Source organism: Streptomyces sp. NPDC003720 (assembly GCF_042875075.1).
GTDB lineage: Bacteria > Actinomycetota > Actinomycetes > Streptomycetales > Streptomycetaceae > Streptomyces.
In genome coordinates this window covers 117,105-138,708 of the sequence record NZ_JBIANZ010000016.1, presented here as the reverse complement: position 1 = coordinate 138,708, position 21,604 = coordinate 117,105, and the positions used below count along the sequence as shown (strand labels likewise).

Annotated in this window: 20 protein-coding genes; 9 read left to right on the top strand and 11 right to left on the bottom strand. The window is 72.9% G+C overall.

Going from position 1 to position 21,604, the window contains the following annotated elements; translation table 11 throughout:
• Both ACFYU0_RS33975 and coxB read right to left on the bottom strand, forming a co-directional pair.
• A partial coding sequence (locus ACFYU0_RS33975; protein WP_389306188.1) for a cbb3-type cytochrome c oxidase subunit I occupies positions 1 to 374 on the bottom strand: 374 nt, incomplete at its 3' end.
• Complete coding sequence (coxB, locus tag ACFYU0_RS33970; protein ID WP_389306186.1) at positions 371 to 1,336, bottom strand: cytochrome c oxidase subunit II; 966 nt, start codon at positions 1,334 to 1,336, stop codon at positions 371 to 373. The genes ACFYU0_RS33975 and coxB, both read right to left, overlap by 4 nt.
• A 318-nt stretch (positions 1,337 to 1,654) precedes the next feature.
• Between coxB and ACFYU0_RS33965 the strand changes: the two genes are divergently transcribed.
• Complete coding sequence (locus ACFYU0_RS33965; RefSeq protein WP_351670770.1) at positions 1,655 to 3,037, top strand: aminotransferase class V-fold PLP-dependent enzyme; 1,383 nt, start codon at positions 1,655 to 1,657, stop codon at positions 3,035 to 3,037.
• Between the two features lie 41 nt (positions 3,038 to 3,078).
• On the opposite strand, the gene ACFYU0_RS33960 is transcribed toward ACFYU0_RS33965, so the two are convergent.
• Positions 3,079 to 4,053: a carbohydrate kinase family protein gene (locus ACFYU0_RS33960; RefSeq protein ID WP_351670767.1), complete on the bottom strand. Its 975-nt coding sequence runs from the start codon at positions 4,051 to 4,053 to the stop codon at positions 3,079 to 3,081.
• A gap of 128 nt (positions 4,054 to 4,181) precedes the next feature.
• Between ACFYU0_RS33960 and ACFYU0_RS33955 the strand changes: the two genes are divergently transcribed.
• Together ACFYU0_RS33955 and ACFYU0_RS33950 are read left to right on the top strand one after the other, a co-directional pair.
• Positions 4,182 to 4,391: a hypothetical protein gene (locus ACFYU0_RS33955; RefSeq protein ID WP_389306183.1), complete on the top strand. Its 210-nt coding sequence runs from the start codon at positions 4,182 to 4,184 to the stop codon at positions 4,389 to 4,391.
• Positions 4,392 to 4,490: 99 nt separating this feature from the next.
• Positions 4,491 to 6,206: a hypothetical protein gene (locus ACFYU0_RS33950; protein ID WP_389306181.1), complete on the top strand. Its 1,716-nt coding sequence runs from the start codon at positions 4,491 to 4,493 to the stop codon at positions 6,204 to 6,206.
• A gap of 105 nt (positions 6,207 to 6,311) precedes the next feature.
• On the opposite strand, the gene ACFYU0_RS33945 is transcribed toward ACFYU0_RS33950, so the two are convergent.
• Complete coding sequence (locus ACFYU0_RS33945) at positions 6,312 to 6,668, bottom strand: iron-sulfur cluster assembly accessory protein (protein WP_061919812.1); 357 nt, start codon at positions 6,666 to 6,668, stop codon at positions 6,312 to 6,314.
• 264 nt (positions 6,669 to 6,932) lie between these two features.
• On the opposite strand from ACFYU0_RS33945, the gene nadA reads away from it, so the two are divergent.
• Positions 6,933 to 8,117 (top strand): quinolinate synthase NadA, encoded by a 1,185-nt coding sequence (gene nadA / locus ACFYU0_RS33940; RefSeq protein WP_389306179.1) that lies wholly within the window; start codon positions 6,933 to 6,935, stop codon positions 8,115 to 8,117.
• A 64-nt stretch (positions 8,118 to 8,181) separates the two neighbouring features.
• On the opposite strand, the gene ACFYU0_RS33935 is transcribed toward nadA, so the two are convergent.
• The 5 genes from ACFYU0_RS33935 to ACFYU0_RS33915 all read right to left on the bottom strand — a co-directional run bounded on the left by ACFYU0_RS33935 (position 8,182) and on the right by ACFYU0_RS33915 (position 14,512).
• Entirely contained in the window at positions 8,182 to 11,280 is a 3,099-nt protein-coding gene (locus ACFYU0_RS33935) for an efflux RND transporter permease subunit (protein ID WP_351670755.1), read from the bottom strand.
• 159 nt (positions 11,281 to 11,439) lie between these two features.
• On the bottom strand, positions 11,440 to 12,117 hold the full coding sequence (locus ACFYU0_RS33930) for a response regulator transcription factor (RefSeq protein ID WP_351670753.1): 678 nt from the start codon (positions 12,115 to 12,117) through the stop codon (positions 11,440 to 11,442).
• Entirely contained in the window at positions 12,114 to 13,334 is a 1,221-nt protein-coding gene (locus tag ACFYU0_RS33925) for a histidine kinase (RefSeq protein ID WP_351670750.1), read from the bottom strand. Before ACFYU0_RS33925 ends, ACFYU0_RS33930 begins: the two co-directional genes overlap by 4 nt.
• 73 nt (positions 13,335 to 13,407) lie before the next feature.
• Complete coding sequence (locus ACFYU0_RS33920; protein WP_389306176.1) at positions 13,408 to 13,686, bottom strand: hypothetical protein; 279 nt, start codon at positions 13,684 to 13,686, stop codon at positions 13,408 to 13,410.
• 34 nt (positions 13,687 to 13,720) lie between these two features.
• A complete protein-coding gene (locus ACFYU0_RS33915) occupies positions 13,721 to 14,512 on the bottom strand; it encodes a PspA/IM30 family protein (RefSeq protein ID WP_389306174.1) in 792 nt (263 codons plus the stop codon).
• A 280-nt stretch (positions 14,513 to 14,792) separates the two neighbouring features.
• On the opposite strand from ACFYU0_RS33915, the gene ACFYU0_RS33910 reads away from it, so the two are divergent.
• The 3 genes from ACFYU0_RS33910 to ACFYU0_RS33900 all read left to right on the top strand — a co-directional run bounded on the left by ACFYU0_RS33910 (position 14,793) and on the right by ACFYU0_RS33900 (position 17,563).
• Positions 14,793 to 15,419: a DUF3043 domain-containing protein gene (locus tag ACFYU0_RS33910; RefSeq protein ID WP_389306172.1), complete on the top strand. Its 627-nt coding sequence runs from the start codon at positions 14,793 to 14,795 to the stop codon at positions 15,417 to 15,419.
• 80 nt (positions 15,420 to 15,499) lie between these two features.
• Positions 15,500 to 16,204 (top strand): methyltransferase domain-containing protein, encoded by a 705-nt coding sequence (locus ACFYU0_RS33905; RefSeq protein WP_351670788.1) that lies wholly within the window; start codon positions 15,500 to 15,502, stop codon positions 16,202 to 16,204.
• A gap of 291 nt (positions 16,205 to 16,495) precedes the next feature.
• A complete protein-coding gene (locus tag ACFYU0_RS33900; RefSeq protein ID WP_351670738.1) occupies positions 16,496 to 17,563 on the top strand; it encodes a trypsin-like peptidase domain-containing protein in 1,068 nt (355 codons plus the stop codon).
• A 39-nt stretch (positions 17,564 to 17,602) separates the two neighbouring features.
• On the opposite strand, the gene ACFYU0_RS33895 is transcribed toward ACFYU0_RS33900, so the two are convergent.
• Positions 17,603 to 17,815: a hypothetical protein gene (locus ACFYU0_RS33895; RefSeq protein WP_199210263.1), complete on the bottom strand. Its 213-nt coding sequence runs from the start codon at positions 17,813 to 17,815 to the stop codon at positions 17,603 to 17,605.
• Between the two features lie 80 nt (positions 17,816 to 17,895).
• Here ACFYU0_RS33895 and ACFYU0_RS33890 point away from each other — a divergent pair, with 80 nt between their 5' ends.
• Positions 17,896 to 19,098, top strand: a complete 1,203-nt coding sequence (locus ACFYU0_RS33890; protein WP_389306169.1) for a bifunctional adenosylcobinamide kinase/adenosylcobinamide-phosphate guanylyltransferase — start codon at positions 17,896 to 17,898, stop codon at positions 19,096 to 19,098.
• Between the two features lie 128 nt (positions 19,099 to 19,226).
• On the opposite strand, the gene ACFYU0_RS33885 is transcribed toward ACFYU0_RS33890, so the two are convergent.
• Positions 19,227 to 20,231, bottom strand: a complete 1,005-nt coding sequence (locus ACFYU0_RS33885) for a class I SAM-dependent methyltransferase (protein WP_351670732.1) — start codon at positions 20,229 to 20,231, stop codon at positions 19,227 to 19,229.
• 133 nt (positions 20,232 to 20,364) lie between these two features.
• On the opposite strand from ACFYU0_RS33885, the gene cobT reads away from it, so the two are divergent.
• On the top strand, positions 20,365 to 21,477 hold the full coding sequence (gene cobT, locus ACFYU0_RS33880) for a nicotinate-nucleotide--dimethylbenzimidazole phosphoribosyltransferase (RefSeq protein ID WP_389306166.1): 1,113 nt from the start codon (positions 20,365 to 20,367) through the stop codon (positions 21,475 to 21,477).
• The last annotated feature ends 127 nt before the right edge of the window (positions 21,478 to 21,604 follow it).

Here is a 21,604-nt window from a genome sequence, read left to right as displayed (position 1 = left end):
AGCCGCGGGAACGCCACGTCGGGCGCGCCGATCTGCAGCGGCATGATCCAGTTCGTGAAGCCGGCGAACAGCGGGGTGGCGAACATCAGCAGCATGATCGTGCCATGCATCGTGAACGCCTGGTTGAACTGCTCGTTCGACATGATCTGCAGGCCCGGACGGGCCAGCTCGGCGCGCATCAGCAGCGCCATCACGCCGCCGATCAGGAAGAACGCGAACGAGGTGACCAGGTAGAGCGTGCCGATCGTCTTGTGGTCGGTGGTCGTCAGCCACTTGACCACGACATTGCCGGGCTGCTTGCGCCTTACCGGAAGCTCGTTCTCGTACGAGTCCTCGGCTGCCGCGGCACCCTGGGGTTCATTGAGGATGCTCACAGGATGTTCGACTCCCGGTTCTTCTCGTGCGGCGTCTGGTCGATGCCCGCGGGAATGTAACCGGTCTGCCCCTTCTTGACGAGGTCCTTGAGGTGCTGCTCGTAGCGCTCCGGGGAGACGACCTTCACGTTGAACAGCATGCGGGAGTGGTCGACGCCGCAGAGCTCCGCGCACTTGCCGAGGAAGGTGCCCTCCTTGTTGGGAGTCACCTGGAAGGCGTTGGGGTGGCCCGGGATCACGTCCTGCTTCATCAGGAACGGCACCACCCAGAAGGAGTGGATGACGTCACGAGAGGTCAGGACGAAGCGGACCGTCTTGCCCTTGGGGAGCCAGAGCGTCGGACCGGGGTTGCCCGTCTGCGGATTCCGCGTGCCGGGCGTACCGACGTCGTAGACACCGCCGGCGTTCGCCGGGAAGTACTTCTTGTACCGGTCCGGCACACCGGCCAGGTTTGCGTCGGTCTTCGCGTCGCCGGTGGAGCCCGGGACGTTCTCGATGTAGTTGAAGCCCCAGCTCCACTGGAAGCCGACCACGTTGACCGTGACGTCGGGCTTCTTGGAGAGGCTCAGGAGCTTCGTCTCGTCCCGTGCCGTGAAGTAGAACAGCACCGAGATGATGATGATCGGGACCACCGTGTAGAGGGCCTCGATCGGCATGTTGTACCGGGTCTGCGGAGGTACCTCGACCTTGGTGCGGCTGCGCCGGTGGAACATGGCGCTCCACAGGATCAGGCCCCACACCAGCACGCCGACGGCGAGCGCAGCCGCCCAGGAACCCTGCCACAGGGAGAGGATCCGCGGAGCCTCTTCCGTGGTCGGGGTGGGCATACCAAGGCGGGGGAAGTCTTCCCAGTTGTACGAGCAACCGGTGGCTGTCGCCAGGACCAGGCCCGCGGTCAGTGCCTGCAGCAGCTTCCGCCGCATCGGGCGCCGCGGCGAGCGGTCGGAGCCGTTGGGACTCACGTAGCGCCTTCCCGAGAGTCTCGCCCGCGCTGTACGGCTGCGGCCTTCTCGCTGGTCGGTCGCCGCCCTGCGTCGGGCAGGGGTTTGGATGTTTATGCGGACCAAACCCTAGCCGACGCTCTTCGAGCGTTCGCGGGGAGGGTGCCATACGCGCCGCTGGTCACTCCTTCAGGTCGGGAACGGGCGCCTATTGGCTCGGGTTGTCGCGGTTTGGCAGGCGGGCGCGGGTACGTCGTGGCTGGTCGCGCACCGCGCCGCAGTCGCAGACGGACACGGTCCCGCGCCCCTCTCCGCGGTCCGGCGTTCTACCGTTGCCGTGTGGCTTACTTCGACGCGGCCTCCGCCGCTCCTCTCCATCCGGTCGCCCGGCAGGCGTTGTGGGCCTCGCTCGACGACGGGTGGGCCGATCCGGCCCGGCTCTACCGGGAGGGGCGCAAGGCGCGGATGCTGCTCGACGCGGCCCGTGAGGCGGTGGCCGAGGTCGTGGGCTGCCGGGCCGACGAGGTGGTGTTCGGGTCCTCCGGGACGTGGGCCGTACACGCGGGTGTCGCCGGGGCGTTGGCCGGACGGCGGCGGGTGGGACGCCACCTGATCGTGTCAGCCGTCGAACACTCTTCGGTCCTCCATTCGGCTGACGCGTTCGAGGCGGAGGGCGGTTCGGTCCACCGGGTGGCCGTGAACAGGGCCGGCGCGGTGGACCCGTCGGCCTACGCCGCCGCTCTGCGGCCGGACACCGCGCTGGCCTGCCTCCAGTCGGCCAACCACGAGGTCGGCACCGTGCAGCCGGTGGCGGAGGTGGCCGAGGCGTGCCGGGCGGCCGGGGTGCCGTTGCTGGTGGACGCGGCGCAGTCGCTGGCGTGGGGGCCGGTCGAGGGCGACTGGTCGCTGCTGGCGGGCAGCGCGCACAAGTGGGGCGGCCCCTCGGGCGTCGGGGTGCTGGCCGTGCGCAAGGGGGTGCGGTTCGCGCCGCGGGGGCCGCTGGACGAGCGGGAGTCGGGGCGGGCGCCCGGGTTCGAGAACCTGCCGGCGATCGTGGCGGCCGCCGCCTCCCTGCGGGCGGTGCGGGCCGAGGCGGCCCAGGAGGCGCTGCGGCTGCGGGAGCTGACGGAGCGGATCCGGGCGCGGGTGCCGCGGCTGGTGCCGGACGTGGAGGTCGTGGGCGATCCGGAGCGACGGCTGCCCGGGATCGTCACCTTCTCCTGTCTCTACGTCGACGGAGAGGCCCTGCTGCACGAGTTGGACCGGGAGGGCTTCTCGGTGTCGTCCGGGTCCTCCTGCACCAGCAGCACGCTGACGCCCAGCCATGTGCTGAGGGCGATGGGCGTGCTGAGCGAGGGGAACGTGCGCGTGTCGCTGCCGGCGGGGACGGCGGAGGACGACGTGGAGCGGTTCCTGGAGGTGCTGCCCCGGGTGGTGGCCGGCGTGCGGGAGAAACTGGGGGCCCCGGCGTCCGCGCCCGTGTCGGCCGCGGGGGTCCGGGAGCTGCTCGTCGACTCCCTCGGCAAGCGCTGCCCGATTCCGGTCATCGAGCTGGCGAAGGCCTTCGGGGACGTGCCGGTGGGCGGGACCGTCCGGGTCCTGTCGGACGACGAGGCGGCCCGCCTGGACATCCCGGCGTGGTGCGAGATGCGGGGCCAGGAGTACGTGGGCGAGGAGCCGGCGGAGCGCGGCTCTGCCTATCTGGTGCGCCGGGTGAGCTGACCGGGGGCGGGCCGGGCCCGCCCCCTCGCGCCGGTGCCCGCTCAGCCCAGGTGGGCGCGCACCTCGTCGGCCGCGTCGTGCCCGTAGGCCTTGGTGAACCGGTCCATGAAGTGCGCCCGGCGCAGCTGGTACTCCTGGGTGCCGACCGTCTCGATGACGAGGGTCGCGAGCATGCAGCCGACCTGGGCCGCGCGCTCCAGGGAGACGCCCCAGGCCAGGCCGGAGAGGAAGCCGGCCCGGAAGGCGTCGCCGACGCCCGTGGGGTCGGCCTTGCGCTCCTCCTCCGCGCAGCCGACCTCGATCGGGTCCTCGCCGGAGCGCTCCACGCGGACGCCGCGCGAGCCGAGGGTGGTGACCCGGTGGCCGACCTTGGCCAGGATCTCCGCGTCCGACCAGCCGGTCTTGGACTCGATCAGGCCCTTCTCGTACTCGTTGGAGAACAGGTACGTCGCGCCGTCCAGCAGTATCCGGATCTCCTCGCCCTCCATGCGGGCGATCTGCTGGGAGAAGTCGGCGGCGAAGGGGATGTTCCGGGACCGGCACTCCTCCGTGTGGCGGAGCATGGCCTCCGGGTCGTCGGCGCCGATCAGGACCAGGTCGAGGCCGCCGACGCGGTCGGCGACGGTCTTGAGCTCGATGAGGCGGGCCTCGCTCATCGCGCCGGTGTAGAAGGAGCCGATCTGGTTGTGGTCGGCGTCGGTGGTGCACACGAAGCGGGCGGTGTGCAGGGTCTCGGAGATCCGGACCGACTCGGTGTCCACGCCGTGGCGGTCGAGCCAGGAGCGGTACTCGTCGAAGTCGAAGCCGGCGGCGCCGGCGAGGATCGGCTTGGTGCCGAGCTGGCCCATGCCGAAGGCGATGTTGGCGCCGACGCCGCCGCGGCGGACGTCCAGGTTGTCGACCAGGAAGGAGAGTGAGACCGTGTGCAGCTGGTCCGCGACGAACTGGTCGGCGAAACGGCCGGGGAAGGTCATGAGGTGGTCGGTGGCGATGGAGCCGGTGACTGCGATGCGCACGGCGTGGACTCTCCTGTGGGAGACAGTTTGACAGTTCACGCTACCCGGTTGGCGCGGGACACTGAAGCAGGCAAAACTACCTGATAGTAGGTCTTTCTTCGTCGCTCCCTCGTACATACGGTGCCGCCATGACGAACCCGAAGGTCCACATGTCCGCCCCGGCCGATCTCGAGGGCGACCTCGCCTCGCTGCGCGGGGACTGCGCCCGGATGGTGCCGCACTGGGCGCCGCCGCGGCACGCCGGCTCGCGTCCGGTGCCGCCGTCGCTGATCCACGGGGTGACGGTGCCGGCGCGCTCCGCACGGCTGCTGGACGCGATGTCGGACTACGGCGACTGAGCCGGGGCGCGCGGGCGGGAACCGTGCGCTCCCCTGGCGCGTCCCATCGGCGTTCCCCCTGCCGGGGACGCGGGACACGAGCCAGCGAGGAGCGATGCGGTGAACACCGAGCGACCCGAGAACCCCGAGGACTCCAGGGACTCCACCGAGCCGGAGGTCTCCGGCGGCGGGACGGCCGGCACCGGCGCGCCGGGCGACGGGGCGGCCCGCACGGCGGCCGACGGGGAGCCCGGTACGGCCCGCGCGGAGGACGGCGGGGACTCCCCCGACCCCGGCACGACGGCCGGCGCGGACGCCGGCGCGGTCCGCGCGAAGGACGGCGGTGACGCCCGCGACCTCGGCACGACGGCCGACGGGGACGGCGGCGAGTGGGCCCGGCGGAGCCGTTCGCGTGTGGTGATCGTCTCGGTCGCCGCGGCCGTTCTGCTGGTGGGCGGCGGGGGCGCGTACCTCGCCGCCGCCGGCGGCGGTTCCGGCCACCGTGCGGACGTGGGCGCGCCCGGCGGGGGCGCGACCCCGTCGCCGCTCCGCCTGGACGGATGGACGCGGGGCGGCACGGAGGGCATCGCGCCCGGGGAGCCCAACCCGTACGGCGCGACCTACGTGGCGGTGGGCGAGCTGCCGGCCGGCCCCGGCTCGGCGCCGGTGTACCTGTTCGGCGGCGAGGTGGGCAGGGAGCGGGTGGCACGGCTGGCCGAGGCGCTCGGCGTGGACGGGGCGCCGGTGGCCGAGGGGCGCGGCTGGCGGGTCGGCGGGAAGGACGGGTCCGGGCCGGTGCTGCGGGTGAACCGGGACGCGCCGGGCGACTGGACCTTCAGCCGGTACGCGCCGGGCACCGACGACTGCCGGAAGGCGGCCGTCTGCGCACCCGACCCGGCCGCTCCGGCCGCGCACCCGGTGAGCGCGGCCGCCGCCGAGAAGGCGGCCGCACCGGTGCTGAAGGCGCTCGGCCAGGGCGGCGCGAAAACCGACGCGAGCCAGGTCATGGGCGCCCAGCGGGTGGTCGACGCCGACCCGGTGGTGGGCGGTCTGCCCACCTACGGCCTGACGACCGGCCTCGTCGTGGACGCGAACGGCGAGCTCGCGGGCGGCCACGGGCAGCTCGCGGCGCCGGTCAGGGGCGACACGTACCCGGTGCTCGGTGCGGCCCGGACGCTGGAGCTGATGAACAAGGGGCCGAGGAGCACCCACCGGATGGGCATCGGCGGCTGCGCCAGCCCGATGCCGCTGAAGGACCGCGACGAGCAGCCGTGCGGCGCGGCGACGACGGCGCCGAAGGCGGCCGAAGCGGCGAAGGTGGAGAAGGCGGTGTTCGGGCTGGCCGCCCGCTCGTCCGGCGGCCGTCAGGTGCTGGTGCCGGCGTGGCTGTTCGAGGTGCGGGGCTCGTCGGGCGGCGGCGACTTCACGGTGGCGTACCCGGCCGTGGACCCGGAGTACCTGCTGGAGCAGGCCCCGGCCGTCGACCCCGACGCGCTGACCTCACCGGGCGGGCCGGCCACCGCCGAGCCCGGCGCGCGGACCCGGAGCGTGCGGCCGGACGGCTACCGCGCCGACGGCCGTGAGCTGAGCGTGAGTTTCACGGGCGGGGTGTGCTCGCAGTACCGGGCGGCGGCGAAGGAGAGCGCGGGCCGGGTGACGGTGACGGTGACGGAGAGGTCGCGGCCCGGCGAGATGTGCGTCGCCATGGGCAAGCTGTACGCGAAGACCGTACGGCTCGACGCGCCGCTCGACGGCCGCGCGGTGGTCGGCAGCGACGGCCGGCGGCTCCCCGAGGTGAAGCGGGCGGCACCGGGGCCGGGGACCGGCGCCCGGTAAAGACGCCCGCGCGCCACGGCCACGCACGAACGCGCCACGGCCACGCACGAAGCGGCGGCCCCCCGGAAAGGGGGCCGCCGCTTCGTCCGTCAGGGCGTGGCCGGTTCAGCTGAAGGAGTCACCGCAGGCGCAGGAGCCCGTCGCGTTCGGGTTGTCGATCGTGAAGCCCTGCTTCTCGATCGTGTCCACGAAGTCGACGGTGGCGCCGCCGAGGTACGGAGCGCTCATGCGGTCGGTGACGACCTTCACGCCGCCGAAGTCCTTCACCACGTCGCCGTCGAGCGAGCGCTCGTCGAAGAAGAGCTGGTAGCGCAGGCCGGAGCAGCCGCCGGGCTGGACGGCGACACGCAGGGCCAGGTCGTCGCGGCCTTCCTGGTCGAGCAGGGCCTTGACCTTGGACGCGGCGGCGTCGGTCAGGATGATGCCGTCGGTGACGGTGGTGGTCTCGTCCGATACGGACATCTACATCTCTCCCGGGTTGTACGGAGACTGCTTGCCGACGAGTGCAACCGGCGTTTCCGCGGATTCATTCCGGGCCGGGCATTCGCGTGGTCGCGCTGTTCGTTCTCTCTTCATGCTCGCACACGCGCGTGGACACGCACAGCGGCCCGTTGGGCGACCGGGGCGGGATTCACGTCACATGGACACAATGGGCATCGTCAAAGTGACGTGAAGCGGCTATGATAGATAGCGTCAGTTAGACGAAAAGTAGAAAGGGTGCGTGTCGTGACCACCGCCCAGACCCCGGAGCTCGACGTACAGCCGTCTCCGCTCGCCCTGCTGCTGCTCGGCCGCGAGGCCGACCCGAAGAGCGAGCGGGGCGTCGAGTGCCCCGGCGACCTGCCCTCGCCGTCCGACCCGGACCTGGTGACGCGCGCCCGCGCGGCCAAGGAGAAGCTCGGCGACAAGGTCTTCGTGCTCGGCCACCACTACCAGCGCGACGAGGTCATCCAGTTCGCCGACGTCACGGGTGACTCCTTCAAGCTGGCCCGGGACGCGGCCGCGCGCCCGGAGGCCGAGTACATCGTCTTCTGCGGTGTGCACTTCATGGCCGAGTCGGCGGACATCCTGACGTCCGAGGACCAGAAGGTCGTCCTGCCCGACCTCGCGGCCGGCTGCTCCATGGCCGACATGGCCACCGCCGAGCAGGTCGCCGAGTGCTGGGACGTGCTGACCGAGGCGGGCGTCGCCGATCAGGTGGTGCCGGTCTCGTACATGAACTCCTCGGCGGACATCAAGGCGTTCACCGGCCGGCACGGCGGGACCATCTGCACCTCGTCCAACGCGAAGCGGGCCCTGGACTGGGCCTTCGAGCAGGGCGAGAAGGTCCTCTTCCTGCCCGACCAGCACCTGGGCCGCAACACCGCGGTGCGGGACATGGGCATGTCGCTGGACGACTGCGTGGTCTACAACCCGCACAAGCCCAACGGGGGGCTCACCGCCGAGGAGCTGCGCGCCGCGAAGATGATCCTCTGGCGCGGTCACTGCTCGGTGCACGGCCGCTTCAGCCTGGACTCGGTGAACGACGTCCGGGAGCGCATCCCCGGTGTGAACGTCCTGGTCCACCCCGAGTGCCGGCACGAGGTCGTGGCCGCCGCCGACTACGTGGGCTCGACCGAGTACATCATCAAGGCCCTGGAGGCCGCGCCGGCCGGTTCCAAGTGGGCCATCGGCACGGAGCTGAACCTGGTCCGCCGGCTGGCGAACCGTTTCGCGCCCGAGGGCAAGGAGATCGTCTTCCTCGACAAGACGGTCTGCTTCTGCTCGACCATGAACCGCATCGACCTGCCCCACCTGGTCTGGGCGCTGGAATCGCTGGCCGAGGGCAACCTGGTCAACCGGATCGAGGTCGACAAGGAGACGGAGGCGTTCGCCAAGCTCGCCCTGGAGCGGATGCTGGCGCTGCCGTAACGGTTCCCCGGCGTACGGCAGGGCCCGGTCCACGCAAGCCGTGGACCGGGCCCCGCCGTTTCGCTCAGACGCCCGCGGTCTCCAGCGCCTCGGGCTCGGGCTCCCGCTTGGCCGCCTTCTTCAGCGCGCGCCGCTCCTTGCGGAGTTCGAGCATCGCGTAGAGCGTCGGGACCAGCAGAAGGGTCAGCAGGGTCGAGCTGATCAGGCCGCCGATGACGACCACCGCCAGCGGCTGGGCGATGAAGCCGCCCTCGCCGGTGACCCCGAGGGCCATCGGGAGCAGGGCGAAGATGGTCGCCAGCGCCGTCATGAGGATCGGGCGCAGCCGGTGCCGGCCACCCTCGATCACGGCCTCGACGACGCCGTGGCCCTGACCGCGGTACTGGTTGATCAGGTCGATCAGCACGATCGCGTTGGTCACCACGATGCCGATCAGCATCAGCATGCCGATCATGGCCGGCACGCCCATCGGGGTGCCCGTGACGACCAGCAGGCCGATCGCGCCCGTGGCCGCGAACGGCACGGACACCAGCAGGATCAGCGGCTGGACCAGCGAGCGGAACGTCGCCACCAGCAGCATGAAGACGATCGCGATCGCCGCCAGCATGGCCAGACCCAGGTTCTTGAACGCGTCGTCCTGGTCGGAGGAGACACCGCCGATCTCGGCCCGCGCGCCCGCCGGGAGCTTCAGGTCCTTGATCCGCGACTGGAGCTGGCTGCTGACCGCGCCGGTGTTGTCGCCGGTCGGCCGGGCCGTGACGGTCGCGGCGCGCCGGCCGTCGATCCGGGTCATCGACACGGGGCCGTCCACCACCTTGACGGTGGCGATGTCGCCGAGCTTCACCGGCCCGAGGCGCAGCGCCTTGAGCTGGGCGAGAGTGGTGGCGGGCTTCGCCGACCTCACGACGACGTCGCGCTCGGTGTCGTCGAGGACCGCCTTCGCGGCCGTCGTGCCGCGCACCGCCTGGGCGACCGCCGCGCCCAGCTTCTGGTCGTCGAACCCGGCGGCCGCGGCCTTGGAGTTGGCCTTGACCGAGATCCGCGGCACGCTCTGGGCCAGGTCGCTGGTGACGTCGGTGACGTCGTCCAGGCCGGCCACGGTGGAGCGGACCCGCTCGGCGGCCTCCCGCAGCGCACCGGCGTCGGAGGCCTTCACCACGACGCTGAGGTCCTGGCTGCCGAAGCCGTCACCGGCGGAGACCGTGGTCGTGCCGATGCCGTCGAGCTTCTTCAGGCCGTCCTCGAGATGCTTCTGCACGTCCTCGTAGGACGCCGAGTCCTTCAGCATGACCTGGTACGACGCCTGGTTGGTGTCGGTGCCGCCGCCGAAGGCCGCCATGAAGCCGGAGGAGCCGACGGTGACCTGGTAGTCCTTGACGCCGTCGGTGGAGGCGAGCAGCTTCTCCACCCTCTTCGCCTGGGCGTCCGTGGCCGCGAGGCTGGTGCCGGGCTTCAGCTTCTGCTTGACCGTGAGGACCTCCTGGTCGCCCTGGTCGAAGAAGTTCGTCTTCAGCAGTCCGGACATGCCGAAGGTGACGGCCAGGACGGCCACCGCGATCAGCACGCTGGTGAGCCGGCGGCGGGTGGCGAAGCGCAGGACGGGGACGTAGACGCGCTGGAGGCGGCTCTTCGCCTCCTTCTCCTCGGCCAGCCGGCGCGCCTCGTCGGCGTCCTCGGGGGTGCCCTTGGGCGCGCGCAGGAACCAGTACGACAGGACCGGCACGACCGTCAGCGACACCAGCAGGGAGGCGAGCAGGGCCGCCGTCACGGTGATGCTGAACGAGCCGAACAGGGCGCCCACCATGCCGCCGACCAGACCGATCGGCAGGAACACGGCGACCGTGGTGAGGGTGGAGGAGGTGACCGCGCCGGCCACCTCGCGCACCGCGGCGAGAATGGCCTCCCGGCGCTCCTCGCCGTAGCCGAGGTGCCGCTTGATGTTCTCCAGGACCACGATCGAGTCGTCGACGACCCGGCCGATGGCGATGGTCAGCGCGCCGAGCGTGAGCATGTTCAGCGACAGGCCGCGGGTCCACAGCACGATGAGCGCGAGGACCACCGACAGCGGGATGGACACAGCGGTGACCAGCGTCGAGCGGATCGAGGCCAGGAACACCAGGATGATCAGGACCGCGAAGAGCAGACCCAGCGCGCCCTCGGTCGTCAGGCCCTTGATGGACTTGGACACGGCCGGGCCCTGGTCGCTGACGACCGTGAGCTTCGCGCCGGAGCCGAGGTCCGCCCGCAGGCCGGGCAGCTTGTCCTGGACGGCGTCGGAGATGGAGACGGCGCTGCCGTCGTGGTCCATGGTGACGTTGACGGCGAGGCTGGGCCGGCCGTCGGTGCGGGTGATGGAGTCCGCCGGGGCCGGCCGCTCCTTCACGGTGGCCACGTCACCGAGGCGCACGGGCTCGTCCACGCCCTCGCCGCCCACCCTGAGGTCCTGGATCTGCTTCAGCGAGGTGAAGCCGCCGCCGACCTGGACGGTGCGGTTGGCGCCGTCCTCGTCGAAGGAGCCGGCCGGCACGGTCGCGCCGCCCGCCTGCAGGGCCTGGCCGAGGGCGGCGGAGGTGAGCCCCGCCTTCGCCAGCTTCGCGTCGTTCGGGGTGACGGCGACCTGCAGGTCCCGCGCGCCGGTGACCTGGACGCGGCCGACGCCGTCGATGTCCTTCAGGGCCGGCACGACGGTGGTGTCGAGCTGGTCGGCGAGGGCCTGCTGGTCCTTGTCCGAGGTGACGGCGAGGACCACGGTCGGCATGTCGTCCGTGGAGCCGGAGACGACCTGGGGGTCCACGTCGTCCGGGAGCTGGTTGCGGGCCCGGTTGACGGCCTGCTGGACGTCGGAGACGAGTCGCTTGGTGTCGTTGCCGTAGTCGAAGGACGCCATGATCACGGCGTTGCCCTCGCTCGCGGTGGAGGTGACTCCGGTGACACCGTCGACGCCCTGGAGGTTGTTCTCGATGGGCTCGACGACCTGCTTCTCGACGACGTCGGGCGAGGCGCCCTGGTACGGCGCGATGACCGACACCATGGGCAGTTCGATGGTGGGCAGCAGTTGCTGCTTGATCTGGGGTATCGCGATCAGCCCGAAGACGAGCGCGATGAGCGACATCAGGCCGATCAGGGCCCGTTGCGCGAGGCTGAATCTCGACAGCCAGGACATGGGTCAGGGGTCTCTCTTCTGTGAGCGGCAGAAGCTGCTGCGGGACGCGGACGGGCGTCCACCCCACCACCTTGGGCCATGCCGGACGCCGGTTCCGTAACCCCCAGGTCCATTTCCTTATTCGAGGCCTACTCCGCGCGCAGTACACGCGGGTGGAGATCAGTCCATCCTCGGACGTACCAGGCCCGACTCGTAGGCGATGACGACGAGCTGCGCCCGGTCCCGCGCGCCCAGCTTGGCCATGGCCCGGTTGACGTGCGTCTTCACGGTCAGCGGGCTGACCTCGAGCCGTTCGGCGATCTCGTCGTTGGAGTGGCCGCCGGCGACCTGCACCAGGACCTCGCGCTCCCGGCCGGTGAGCGCGCCGAGCCGCTCGGAGCGGGCCGGGTCGCGGCCGTCGTCGTCACCCTGGGCGAGGAAGCGGGCGATGAGGCCCTTCGTTGCGGCCGGGGACAGCAGCGCCTCGCCGCCGGCGGCGATGCGGATGGCGTTCAGCAGCTCGTCGGGTTCGCTGCCTTTGCCGAGGAAGCCGGAGGCGCCGGCGCGCAGCGACCGCACCACGTAGTCGTCGACCTCGAAGGTGGTCAGTATGACCACGCGGACCTGGGCGAGCGCGGGATCGGCGCTGATCAGGCGGGTGGCGGCGAGGCCGTCGGTGCCGGGCATGCGGATGTCCATCAGGACGACGTCGGCGGCCCGCTCCTTGGCCAGCCGGACCGCCTCGGCGCCGTCGGAGGCCTCGCCCACCACCTCCATGTCGGGCTCGGAGTCGACCAGCACGCGGAACGCGCTGCGCAGCAGCGCCTGGTCGTCGGCGAGCAGGACACGGATCGTCATGCGGTCTCCCCCGGAGCCGTCGTACGGGTCGTGACCGGCAGGATCGCATGGACCCGGAAGCCGCCGCCGTAGCGGGGCCCGGTGGTCAGGGTGCCGCCGACGGCGGTGACCCGCTCCCGCATGCCGAGCAGCCCGTGCCCGCCACCGTCCCCGGGTTCACCGTCCGCGCCCGCTCCGTCGTCGACCACGGTGACCTCGATGTTGCCGCCGACGCGTACGACGCTGACCTCGGCCCTGACCTCGGCGCCCCCGTGCTTGCGGACGTTGGTCAGGGCCTCCTGGATGCACCGGTAGGCGGCCAGGTCCACGGCGGCCGGGAGTTCGGTGCCGTGGTCGGTGCGGGCCACCTCGACCGGGAGTCCGGCGCTGCGGAAGGTGCCGGCGAGTTCGTCGAGGCGGCTGAGACCGGGAGCGGGCTCGGTGGGCGCCTCGGGGTCGCCGGACTGGCGCAGCAGGCCGACGGTGGCGCGCAGTTCGTCGAGCGCGCTGCGGCTGGCCTCGCGGACGTGGGCGAGGGCTTCCTTGGCCTGGTCGGGCCGCCGGTCCATGACGTGCGCGGCGACTCCGGCCTGCACGTTGACCAGCGCGATGTGGTGGGCGACGACGTCGTGCAGATCGCGGGCGATGCGCAGCCGCTCCTCGGCGACCCGGCGGCGGGCCTCCTCCTCGCGGGTCCGCTCGGCGCGTTCGGCGCGCTCCCGGATGGCCTGCACGACGGCGCGGCGGCTGCGGACCGCGTCCCCGGCGGTGGCGCCGATGCCGGTCCAGGCGAGCAGGCCCAGGTTCTCCTGGGCGTACCAGGGCAGGGGGCCGGCGAGCATCGCGGCGGCGGTCAGCACGGTCATGGTGAGCAGGCCGACGCGCCAGGTGGTGGTGCGGTCGGTGGTCGCGGCGACGGTGTAGAGGGCGACCACGGCGGCCATCGCGACCGGGGCGCGCGGGTCGCCGGTGAGGGACTCGATCAGGGAGGCGGTGCCGGTGACGGCGAGGACGCTCTTGGGGAAGCGGCGGCGCAGCACCAGCGCGGCGGCCGCGACGGTCATCAGGACCAGGGCGAGCGGGTCGGGGACGCGCACGCCCCAGGTGACGCCGTTCGCCCCGCGCGGCACCGCGAAGGAGCCGGCGACCATGCACGCCAGCACGCCCGCCGCGATGGCCGCGTCCAGCGCCATGGGGTGGGCCTTGAGGCTGCACCGGGCGCGTTCGAGAGTGCTCACCCGCTGAACAGTACGGGTCCGCGCCCGGCCCCGGAGCCCCGCGTTTCCTGCCGGGGCCGGCCCGGGTCCGCGCTCAGCCCGGGATGAGGCCGTCGTCGCCGAGCAGCTCCCGGACCTCCTCCAGCGTCGCCTCCGGGGACGGGAGGATCAGGTCCGAGGGTTCCAGGGCGTCGTCCGGGAGTGGGGTGCCGAGGCGGCGGACGGCGTCCAGCAGGGTGGAGAGCGTGCGACGGAAGCCCGCTTCGTCGCCGCCCTCCATCTCCGCGAGCAGTTCGTCGTCCAGCTTGTTCAGCTCGGTGAAGTGGGCGTCGTCCAGCTTCACCTGCCCCTCCCCCATGATCCGTACGATCACGTCGGCCTCCTCGGCTCGGGGTCCCGGCGCCGTACTACTGCTTGTCGAAGCGCGGGGTGTCCTGCGGCTGCTGCTGGGACTGCGCCTGGCCGGTGCCGCCCTCGATGGCCTGCTGCGGGGAGCCGCCGGCCAGCTCGGCCTTCATGCGCTGCAGTTCCAGCTCTACATCCGTACCACCGGAGAGCCGGTCCAGCTCGGCCTGGATGTCGTCCTTGGCCATGCCGGAGGGGTCGTCGAGGGCGCCCGAGGCGAGCAGTTCGTCGATGGCGCCGGCCCGGGCCTGGAGCTGGGCGGTCTTGTCCTCGGCGCGCTGGATGGCGAGGCCGACGTCGCCCATCTCCTCGGAGATGCCGGAGAAGGCCTCCCCGATGCGGGTCTGGGCCTGGGCGGCGGTGTAGGTGGCCTTGATGGTCTCCTTCTTCGTACGGAAGGCGTCCACCTTGGCCTGCAGCCGCTGGGCCGCGAGGGTGAGCTTCTCCTCCTCGCCCTGGAGGGTGGAGTGCTGCGTCTCGAGGTCGGTGACCTGCTGCTGGAGGGCGGCGCGGCGGGACAGCGCCTCGCGGGCCAGGTCCTCACGGCCCAGCGCGAGCGCCTTGCGGCCCTGCTCCTCGAGCTTGCCGGACTGCTGCTGAAGCTGGTTGAGCTGGAGCTCCAGGCGCTTGCGGGAGGTCGCCACGTCGGCGACCCCGCGGCGCACCTTCTGCAGCAGCTCGAGCTGCTTCTGGTACGAGTAATCGAGGGTCTCGCGCGGGTCCTCGGCCCGGTCAAGGGCCTTGTTCGCCTTCGCGCGGAAGATCATCCCCATACGCTTCATGACACCGCTCATGGGCTTCGCGCGCCCCCTTCTGACGGACTCCAGCTCACCGATCCAGCGACAGAACCCACAGTACGGGCCCTGACTCCATTACCGCACTGTTCGGGGACCGATGCGCTCATCCCCAAGGACGACTGCGGACCCCACCGCTCCGGCGTGAGGAGTAGGTGATCCCCGGGGTGGACCGCTCGGGGCCCCTCCGGTGACCTCCAGGTGAAGCGTCCGCGACGTCCCCTCTGTCCCCCTACAGACGTCCGGTGTTGCCGGATCGTTCCCGGCCGGGCTGGGGTCCATGCCGGTGCAGCCCGTACCCTTGGGTTTTGTGTTCCGTAGCCGTGCCAAGGAAGAGAAGGCGTCCGCCGACAAGTCGGCCGTGAACTTCTCCAAGCAGCCCCGTGACCCGCAGGCCCCCAAGGGCAGGCCCACTCCCAAGCGCAGTGAGGCCCAGTCCCAGCGCCGCAGCGTCGCCAACACGCCGACGACCCGCAAGGACGCCGCCAAGCGTCAGCGCGAGGAGCGCCGTCAGGCGCTGGACCGGCAGCGCCAGGCCCTGGCCGGCGGCGACGAGCGCTACCTGCCGGCCCGCGACAAGGGCCCGGTCCGCAGGTTCGCGCGCGACTGGGTGGACTCGCGGTTCAACATGGCGGAGTTCTTCCTGCCCTTCGCCGTGGTGATCCTGGTGCTGAGCGTGGTGCGGGTGCCGTCGATCCAGGCGCTGGCGCTGTGGCTGTGGGCCGTGGTGATCGTGCTGATCGTGGTGGACGCGGTGATCAGCGGCTTCCGGCTGAAGAAGCGGCTGGCCGAGCGCTTCCCCGAGCAGAACCGCCGGGGCGCGGTCGCCTACGGTCTGATGCGCTCGCTGCAGATGCGCCGGCTCCGGCTGCCGAAGCCGCAGGTCAAGCGCGGAGAGCGGCCCTGAGCGCAGAGGCATTCACCGGGGGTGCGGCCGATGCCTGGCTGAACAGGCTGGGCGGGCTGCGTGATGTCGTACGACAGGAGCTGGTCGCCCGGCAGCTCGACGAGCAGATAGCCGGGCGGTTCCCGGTCGGGCAGCGGCTGCGGGTGCTCGACGTGGGGATGGGCCAGGGCACACAGGCGCTGCGGCTGGCCCGGCTCGGCCACCAGGTGACCGGTGTCGAGCGGGACGCGACGATGATCGCGGCCGCGCGCCGGACCCTGGCGGGCGAGCCCGAGGGCATCCGCGAGCGGGTCCGTCTGGTGCAGGGCGACGGCCAGGACACCGGGGTGCACTTCCTGCCCGGCAGCTTCGACGTGGTGCTGTGCCACGGCGTACTGATGTACGTGGAGGAGCCCGACCCGCTGGTGGCGGGCCTGGCCCGGATGCTCGCGCCCGGCGGGCTGCTGTCCCTCCTGGTGCGCAACGGCGACGCGCTCGCCATGCGGCCGGGTCTTTCCGGCGACTGGGCGGGCGCGGTGGCCGCCTTCGGCACCACGGCCTACCGCAACCGGCTGGGCCTCGACGTGCGGGCGGACCGGCTCTCGGCTCTCACCGCCACCCTCGCCGGCATCGCCGCCCCGCTGCACGCCTGGTACGGCGTGCGGGTCTTCACCGACACGGCGGCGGACGACGCGGAGATCCCGGACGACCTGGAGGCCCTGCTGGCGGCCGAGGAACGGGCCGGCCGCACGGACCCCTACCGCTCGGTCGCGGCGCTGCTGCACCTGTGCGGGGTGCGCGGCTAGGTCGTGTCCGCGAAGTCGCGTCGTTCGCCCGCAGGGCGGGCGTCGCGGCGTCCGGTGCGTGCTCTGGGGGTCCCCCCGGCCGAAGGCTGGGGGAGTGCCGGCCGGATGCCCTCGTACTGGGTGTACTCGGGCTTTCGGCCGGTGCGGCGAGAGTGCGTGCCGGGCGTCGTGACGCAGACGCGGCTTTGCGGACACGGCCTAGCGGCGGCCCGGCGGCGGTCACTCACGGCGTCCAGGCCCGTTCGGGTGTATTCGGCGGCCCCCAGGGTCCCCCGTGGAAACACTCGGGACATGGACGGATTCCTTGGCCGTGCCCGTCGCGGGGGCGTACGTGCCCTCGTGGCGCTGTGTGCCGCGCTGCTCGCGGCGGGCTGCACGGCGTCGGCGAAGCCGGTGGAGCGGCCCGGCGCGTCCGAGCGGGCGGCGCTCCCGCTGGCGCTGGACGACGTGCAGGGCCGGTACCTGAAGGTGATCCGGGAGGTCCTGCCGTCGGTCGTGCAGATCCAGGCCAGCCGGGACCTGGGCTCCGGGGTGGTGTACGACGCCCAGGGGCACATCGTCACCAACGCGCACGTGGTCGGGTCCGAGAAGACCTTCCGGGTGACCACGGCCAGCAGCGAGGAGCCGCTCACCGCGAGCCTGGTGTACTCCTACCCCGAGCAGGACCTCGCGGTGATCAAGCTGGACCGGGTGCCGGCCGGGCTGCGGGCGGCGGTCTTCGGGAACTCGGAGACGGTCCAGGTCGGCCACATGGTGCTGGCCATGGGCTCGCCGCTCGGGCTGTCGTCCAGCGTGACCGAGGGCATCGTCTCGGCGACCGGGCGGACCGTCAGCGAGGGCGGCTCGGACGGCGGCCCCGGCGCCACCATCGCCAACATGGTGCAGACGTCGGCCGCCATCAACCCGGGCAACAGCGGCGGGGCGCTGGTGAACCTGGACGGGCAGGTCATCGGCATCCCGACGCTCGCCGCCTCCGATCCCGGCCTGGGCGGCGCGGCGCCCGGCATCGGTTTCGCCATCCCGGCCTCGATGGTGCGGACGGTCGCCGACCAGATCGTCAGGAACGGCAAGGTCGTCGACTCGGGGCGGGCCGCGCTCGGCGTCACCGTGCGGGGCGTCGTGGACGACGGCTACCGGCCCGCCGGGGTCGCGGTGGTGACCGTCGTCGGCGGCGGCGCGGCCGAGCGGGCGGGGCTGCGGCCCGGTGACGTGATCACCAAGGTGGACCGGACCCCGGTCACCTCCGCCACCGCGCTCGCCGAGGCCCTGGCGACCCGGCGGCCGGGGCAGCGGATCCCGGTGACCTTCGAGCGCGACGGCGCGGCGAAGACCGTGGAGGTGACGCTGGGAGAGCAGTGAGGAGGGTGTCGGCAGGACCCTCCTCACTCCCCGGCCGGATTACGACGCCTCGGCGTGCAGGCTCATCGGGCCGTAGATCTCGCTGGTCTCCTCGAACAGGCGCACCTGGTCCGCGCCGCCCTCCTCCAGCGCCTTCCAGTGCTCACCGATCCAGGACTCGGCGTCCCCCTGGGTGGTGAACTCCTCCGGCTGCACCGCGGGCTGGACCTCCGTCCCGTCGGCCTTCTCGAACCGCCACGTCCATGCCGTCATATGGGCCTCCTCTGATCCAACTCTGCCCCGGAAGACTAGCCGGAAGCGCAAGACCTGCTGGGACGGGTGAAAATCGGTCCGTGGAAGTCACTCTGCTCGGCACCGGTGCCCCCGCGGGACTGCCCCGCCCCGACTGTCCCTGCGCCGTCTGCGCGACCGCGCTGGGCCCCGACGCGCGGGCGGCCACCGCGCTGCTCGTGGACGGGGCCCTGCTGCTCGACCTGACGCCGGGCGCGGCGTTCGCGGCCGCGCGGTCCGGGCATTCGCTGGGCGGGGTGCGGCAGGTGCTGCTGTCGCACCCGCACGACGGGCCGGCGGTGGAGGTGCCGGCCGGGGTGCCGCAGCCCGGCCGGGTGCCGGACGGGCGGGAGTTGGCGCTGCTGACGGGGCATCGGGTGCGGGCGGTGGCCATGGACGCGGGCGGCACCGGGTACGCGGTGACCGGTCCCGACGGGCAGCGGCTGCTGTACCTGCCGCCGGGCGGGGCGCCGGCGGGTCTCGAGGAGGCGACGGCGGAGTCGTACCAGATGGTCCTCGCCGACGTGGTGGGGCGCCCGGACGCGCTGGCCCGGCTGCGGGCGGTGGGTTCCGTGGACCCGACGACCGACGTCGTCGCCGTGCACCTGGACCACGACGTGCCGCAGGGCGCGGAGCTGCGGCGGCGGCTCGCGGCGGCCGGGGCGCGGGCGGTCCCGGACGGCACGACGCTGATGGTGGGGGCGTACGAGGAGGTGCCGGACGTGCCGCGCCGGACGCTGGTGCTCGGCGGGGCCCGCTCGGGCAAGTCGGTGGAGGCCGAACGCCGTCTGGAGGCCTTCCCCGACGTGCTGTACGTGGCCACGGGCGGGACGCGCGGCGGGGACTCCGAATGGGCGGCGCGGGTGGCCGCGCACCGGGAGCGGCGGCCGGGGTCGTGGCGTACGACGGAGACGACGGACCTGCTGCCGCTGCTGGCCGAGGACGGGCCGCCGGTGCTGGTCGACTGTCTGTCGCTGTGGCTGACGGACGTCATGGACTCCGTCGGGGCGTGGGACGACGCGGAGTGGGCGGGCGGCGGCGAGAAGGCGCTGCGCGAGCGGGTGCGGGAGCTGACGGCGGCGGTGCGGGGCACTCGGCGGACCCTGGTCGCGGTGTCCAACGAGGTGGGGTCGGGGATCGTGCCGGCGACGGCCTCCGGGCGGCGGTACCGGGACGAACTGGGGCGGCTGAACGCGGCGTTCGCGAGCGAGTGCGAGCAGGTGCTGCTGGTCGTGGCGGGGCAGGCGGTGGTGCTCCGCGGCTGAGGCGCCGGTGGGCCGGCGCCGGGCTTCGGGCACCCGCCGCGGGCACGGCCGTTCCCGGGTGCGGGCCGCGGCCGGCCGGTCGCGCCGTTCCCCGGGCCTCTTCGGCCCGGCTGCCGGCGCACCCCGCTTCAGGGCAGCGGCCGGGTGGCGACGTCCGTGTTCTTGCGGGCCACGAGGCGGTAGGCGTTGGAGAAGGGGGTGTGGCGGGTCAGCGGGGCGAGGGCGTGGTCCAGGGCCCAGGCGAGGTCGGTCAGCGGGGCCGCGGCTGCTCGCAGCAGGGGGTGGGCATGGGACAGGGCCAGGGTGAGGGCCGCTGACAGGTCGTAGGGGGCGTGGGGGGCGCTGCGGTCGGTGACGAGGACCGTGCAGCCCTGCCGTTCCAGCTCCGCGCGGAGGTTGGCCAGGGGCAGCAGGTGCAGGTGGCGTGGCTGGCCGTAGGACCACCACCACCTGCCGAGGAGTGCGGCGAACGCGCAGCGCGGGTCGGGGACTTCGACGACGAGGTGGCCGCCGGGACGCAGGACGGCGAGGGCGGCGCGGAGTTCGGCGCGCGGCTCCGGGGCGTGCTGCAGGTGGTGGAACATGCTGACCACGTCGTAGCGGGCGCGCAGCCGGGCGGCCGTGCCGGGCGTGCTCAGGTAGCCGCGGTGGGCCTCCTCGACGCGGCCGTCCAGCAGGGCCTGTTCGACGCGGGCCGTCGGGTCCAGGCCGTCGAAGCTGGTGTAGGGGAAGAACTCCTTCGCCGCCTCGGGGAAGTGGGCGTGCCCCGTGCCCACGTCCAGCCAGCTCTCCGGGTCGGGCAGTGCCGACAGGGCGTGGGCGGCGGCGCGGTGGCGGCGGCGGACCGTGCGGGCGGAGCGCAGGCGCTCGGCGAACTCCTCGAGCTGTCTCTCGTAGGAGTCCCGGTGGTAGAAGGCGAAGCCCTCGGCCGTCAGCCGGGGGTTCTGGAAGACGTGGGCGCAGTCCCCGCACTCGTCGAGGGCGTGGCTGCCCGGCCGGTGCCGCAGCGGGTCGGGGGCGCGCATCCGGGTCCGCAGCCGCCGGGAACCGCACCAGGGGCAGTCCTCGCGACGCGGCTCGAGGAAGGGGTCGTAGGGCTCGGTGACCTGTGTGGGGGCGAGCGAGGGCTGCATGGACGGCTCCCAGGGCGACATTCCGCGGCAAACCGGAACGTATGGGATACCGGTGCCTGGTGCAACGACGTCGTCACCGCGTGGTGGCGATGTGACGCCGGAGCGTTCGTCCGCTGCCGGTACTGTTCGGCGAATGAGCAGCCTTGAACTGGACGACTTCTCCGATCTGATCGAGCGCCCGGACGGGGGCGTTCGCCGTGACGCCGAGGCCCGGCGCGAGCGCCAGATCGTGCCGCCCGGGTCGCTCGGACGGCTGGACGAGCTGGGCGAGTGGCTGGCCGCCGCGCAGGGCGCCGTGCCGGTACGGCCGGTCGAACGGCCGCGCGTGGTGCTCTTCGCCGGTGACCACGGCGTCGCCGAACTCGGCGTCTCCGCACGGCCGGCGGGCGGCGCCGAGCGGTTGGTGCGGGCGGTGCTCGAGGGCGGCAGCCCGGTGGCGGTGCTCGCGCGCCGCCTGGAGGTCCCGGTGCGGGTGGTGGACATGGCGCTGGACTGCCTGCCGGAGGCCTTCCCGGAGGACGTCGTGCGGCACCGGGTGCGGCGCGGCAGCGGCCGTATCGACATCGAGGACGCGCTCACCGCGGACGAGGCCGAGGCGGCGTTCCGGGCCGGTGTCGCGGTCGCCGACGAGGAGGCCGACTCGGGGACGGACCTGGTGGTGCTCGGCGATGTCAGCGTGGGCGGGACCACGGCCGCCGCGGTGCTGGTCGCGGCGCTGTGCGGGACCGACGCCTCCGTGGTGACCGGACGGGGCGGGCAGCCGATCGACGACCTGGCGTGGATGCGCAAGTGCGCGGCGATCCGGGACGCGCTGCGGCGGGCGCGTCCGGTGCTCGGGGACCAGTTGCAGCTCCTCGCCGCCGTCGGCGGCGCCGACCTGGCCGCGATGACCGGGTTCCTGCTGCAGTGCGCCGTGCGCAAGCTGCCGGTGATCCTGGACGGCGTGGTGGCCGCCGCGTGCGCGCTGGTCGCCCAGCGGGTCGCGTTCCGGGCGCCGGACTGGTGGCTGGCCGGACACGACAGCGGGGAGCCGGGGCAGGCCAAGGCGCTGGACCGGATGGCGCTCGAGCCGCTGCTGGACCAGGGCGTGAAGGTCGGCGAGGGGGTGGGCGCGCTGCTGTCCCTGCCGCTGGTCCGGGCCGCCGCCGCGCTGGCCGCCGAACTGCCGGAGGAGGCGGAGCCGGAAGCGGACCGGAAGGCGGATCCGGAGACGGACCAGGAGGCGGCGCCGGAGACGGACCGGTAGGCGGACCAGGAAGCGGAGCCGCAGGCGGACGGGCGGCCGGGTCGGAGCCGGACCAGGAGGCGGACGGCCGGAGCCGGAAGCGGACCGGTAGGCGGGCCAGGAAGCCGAGCCGGAAGCGGACCGGTAG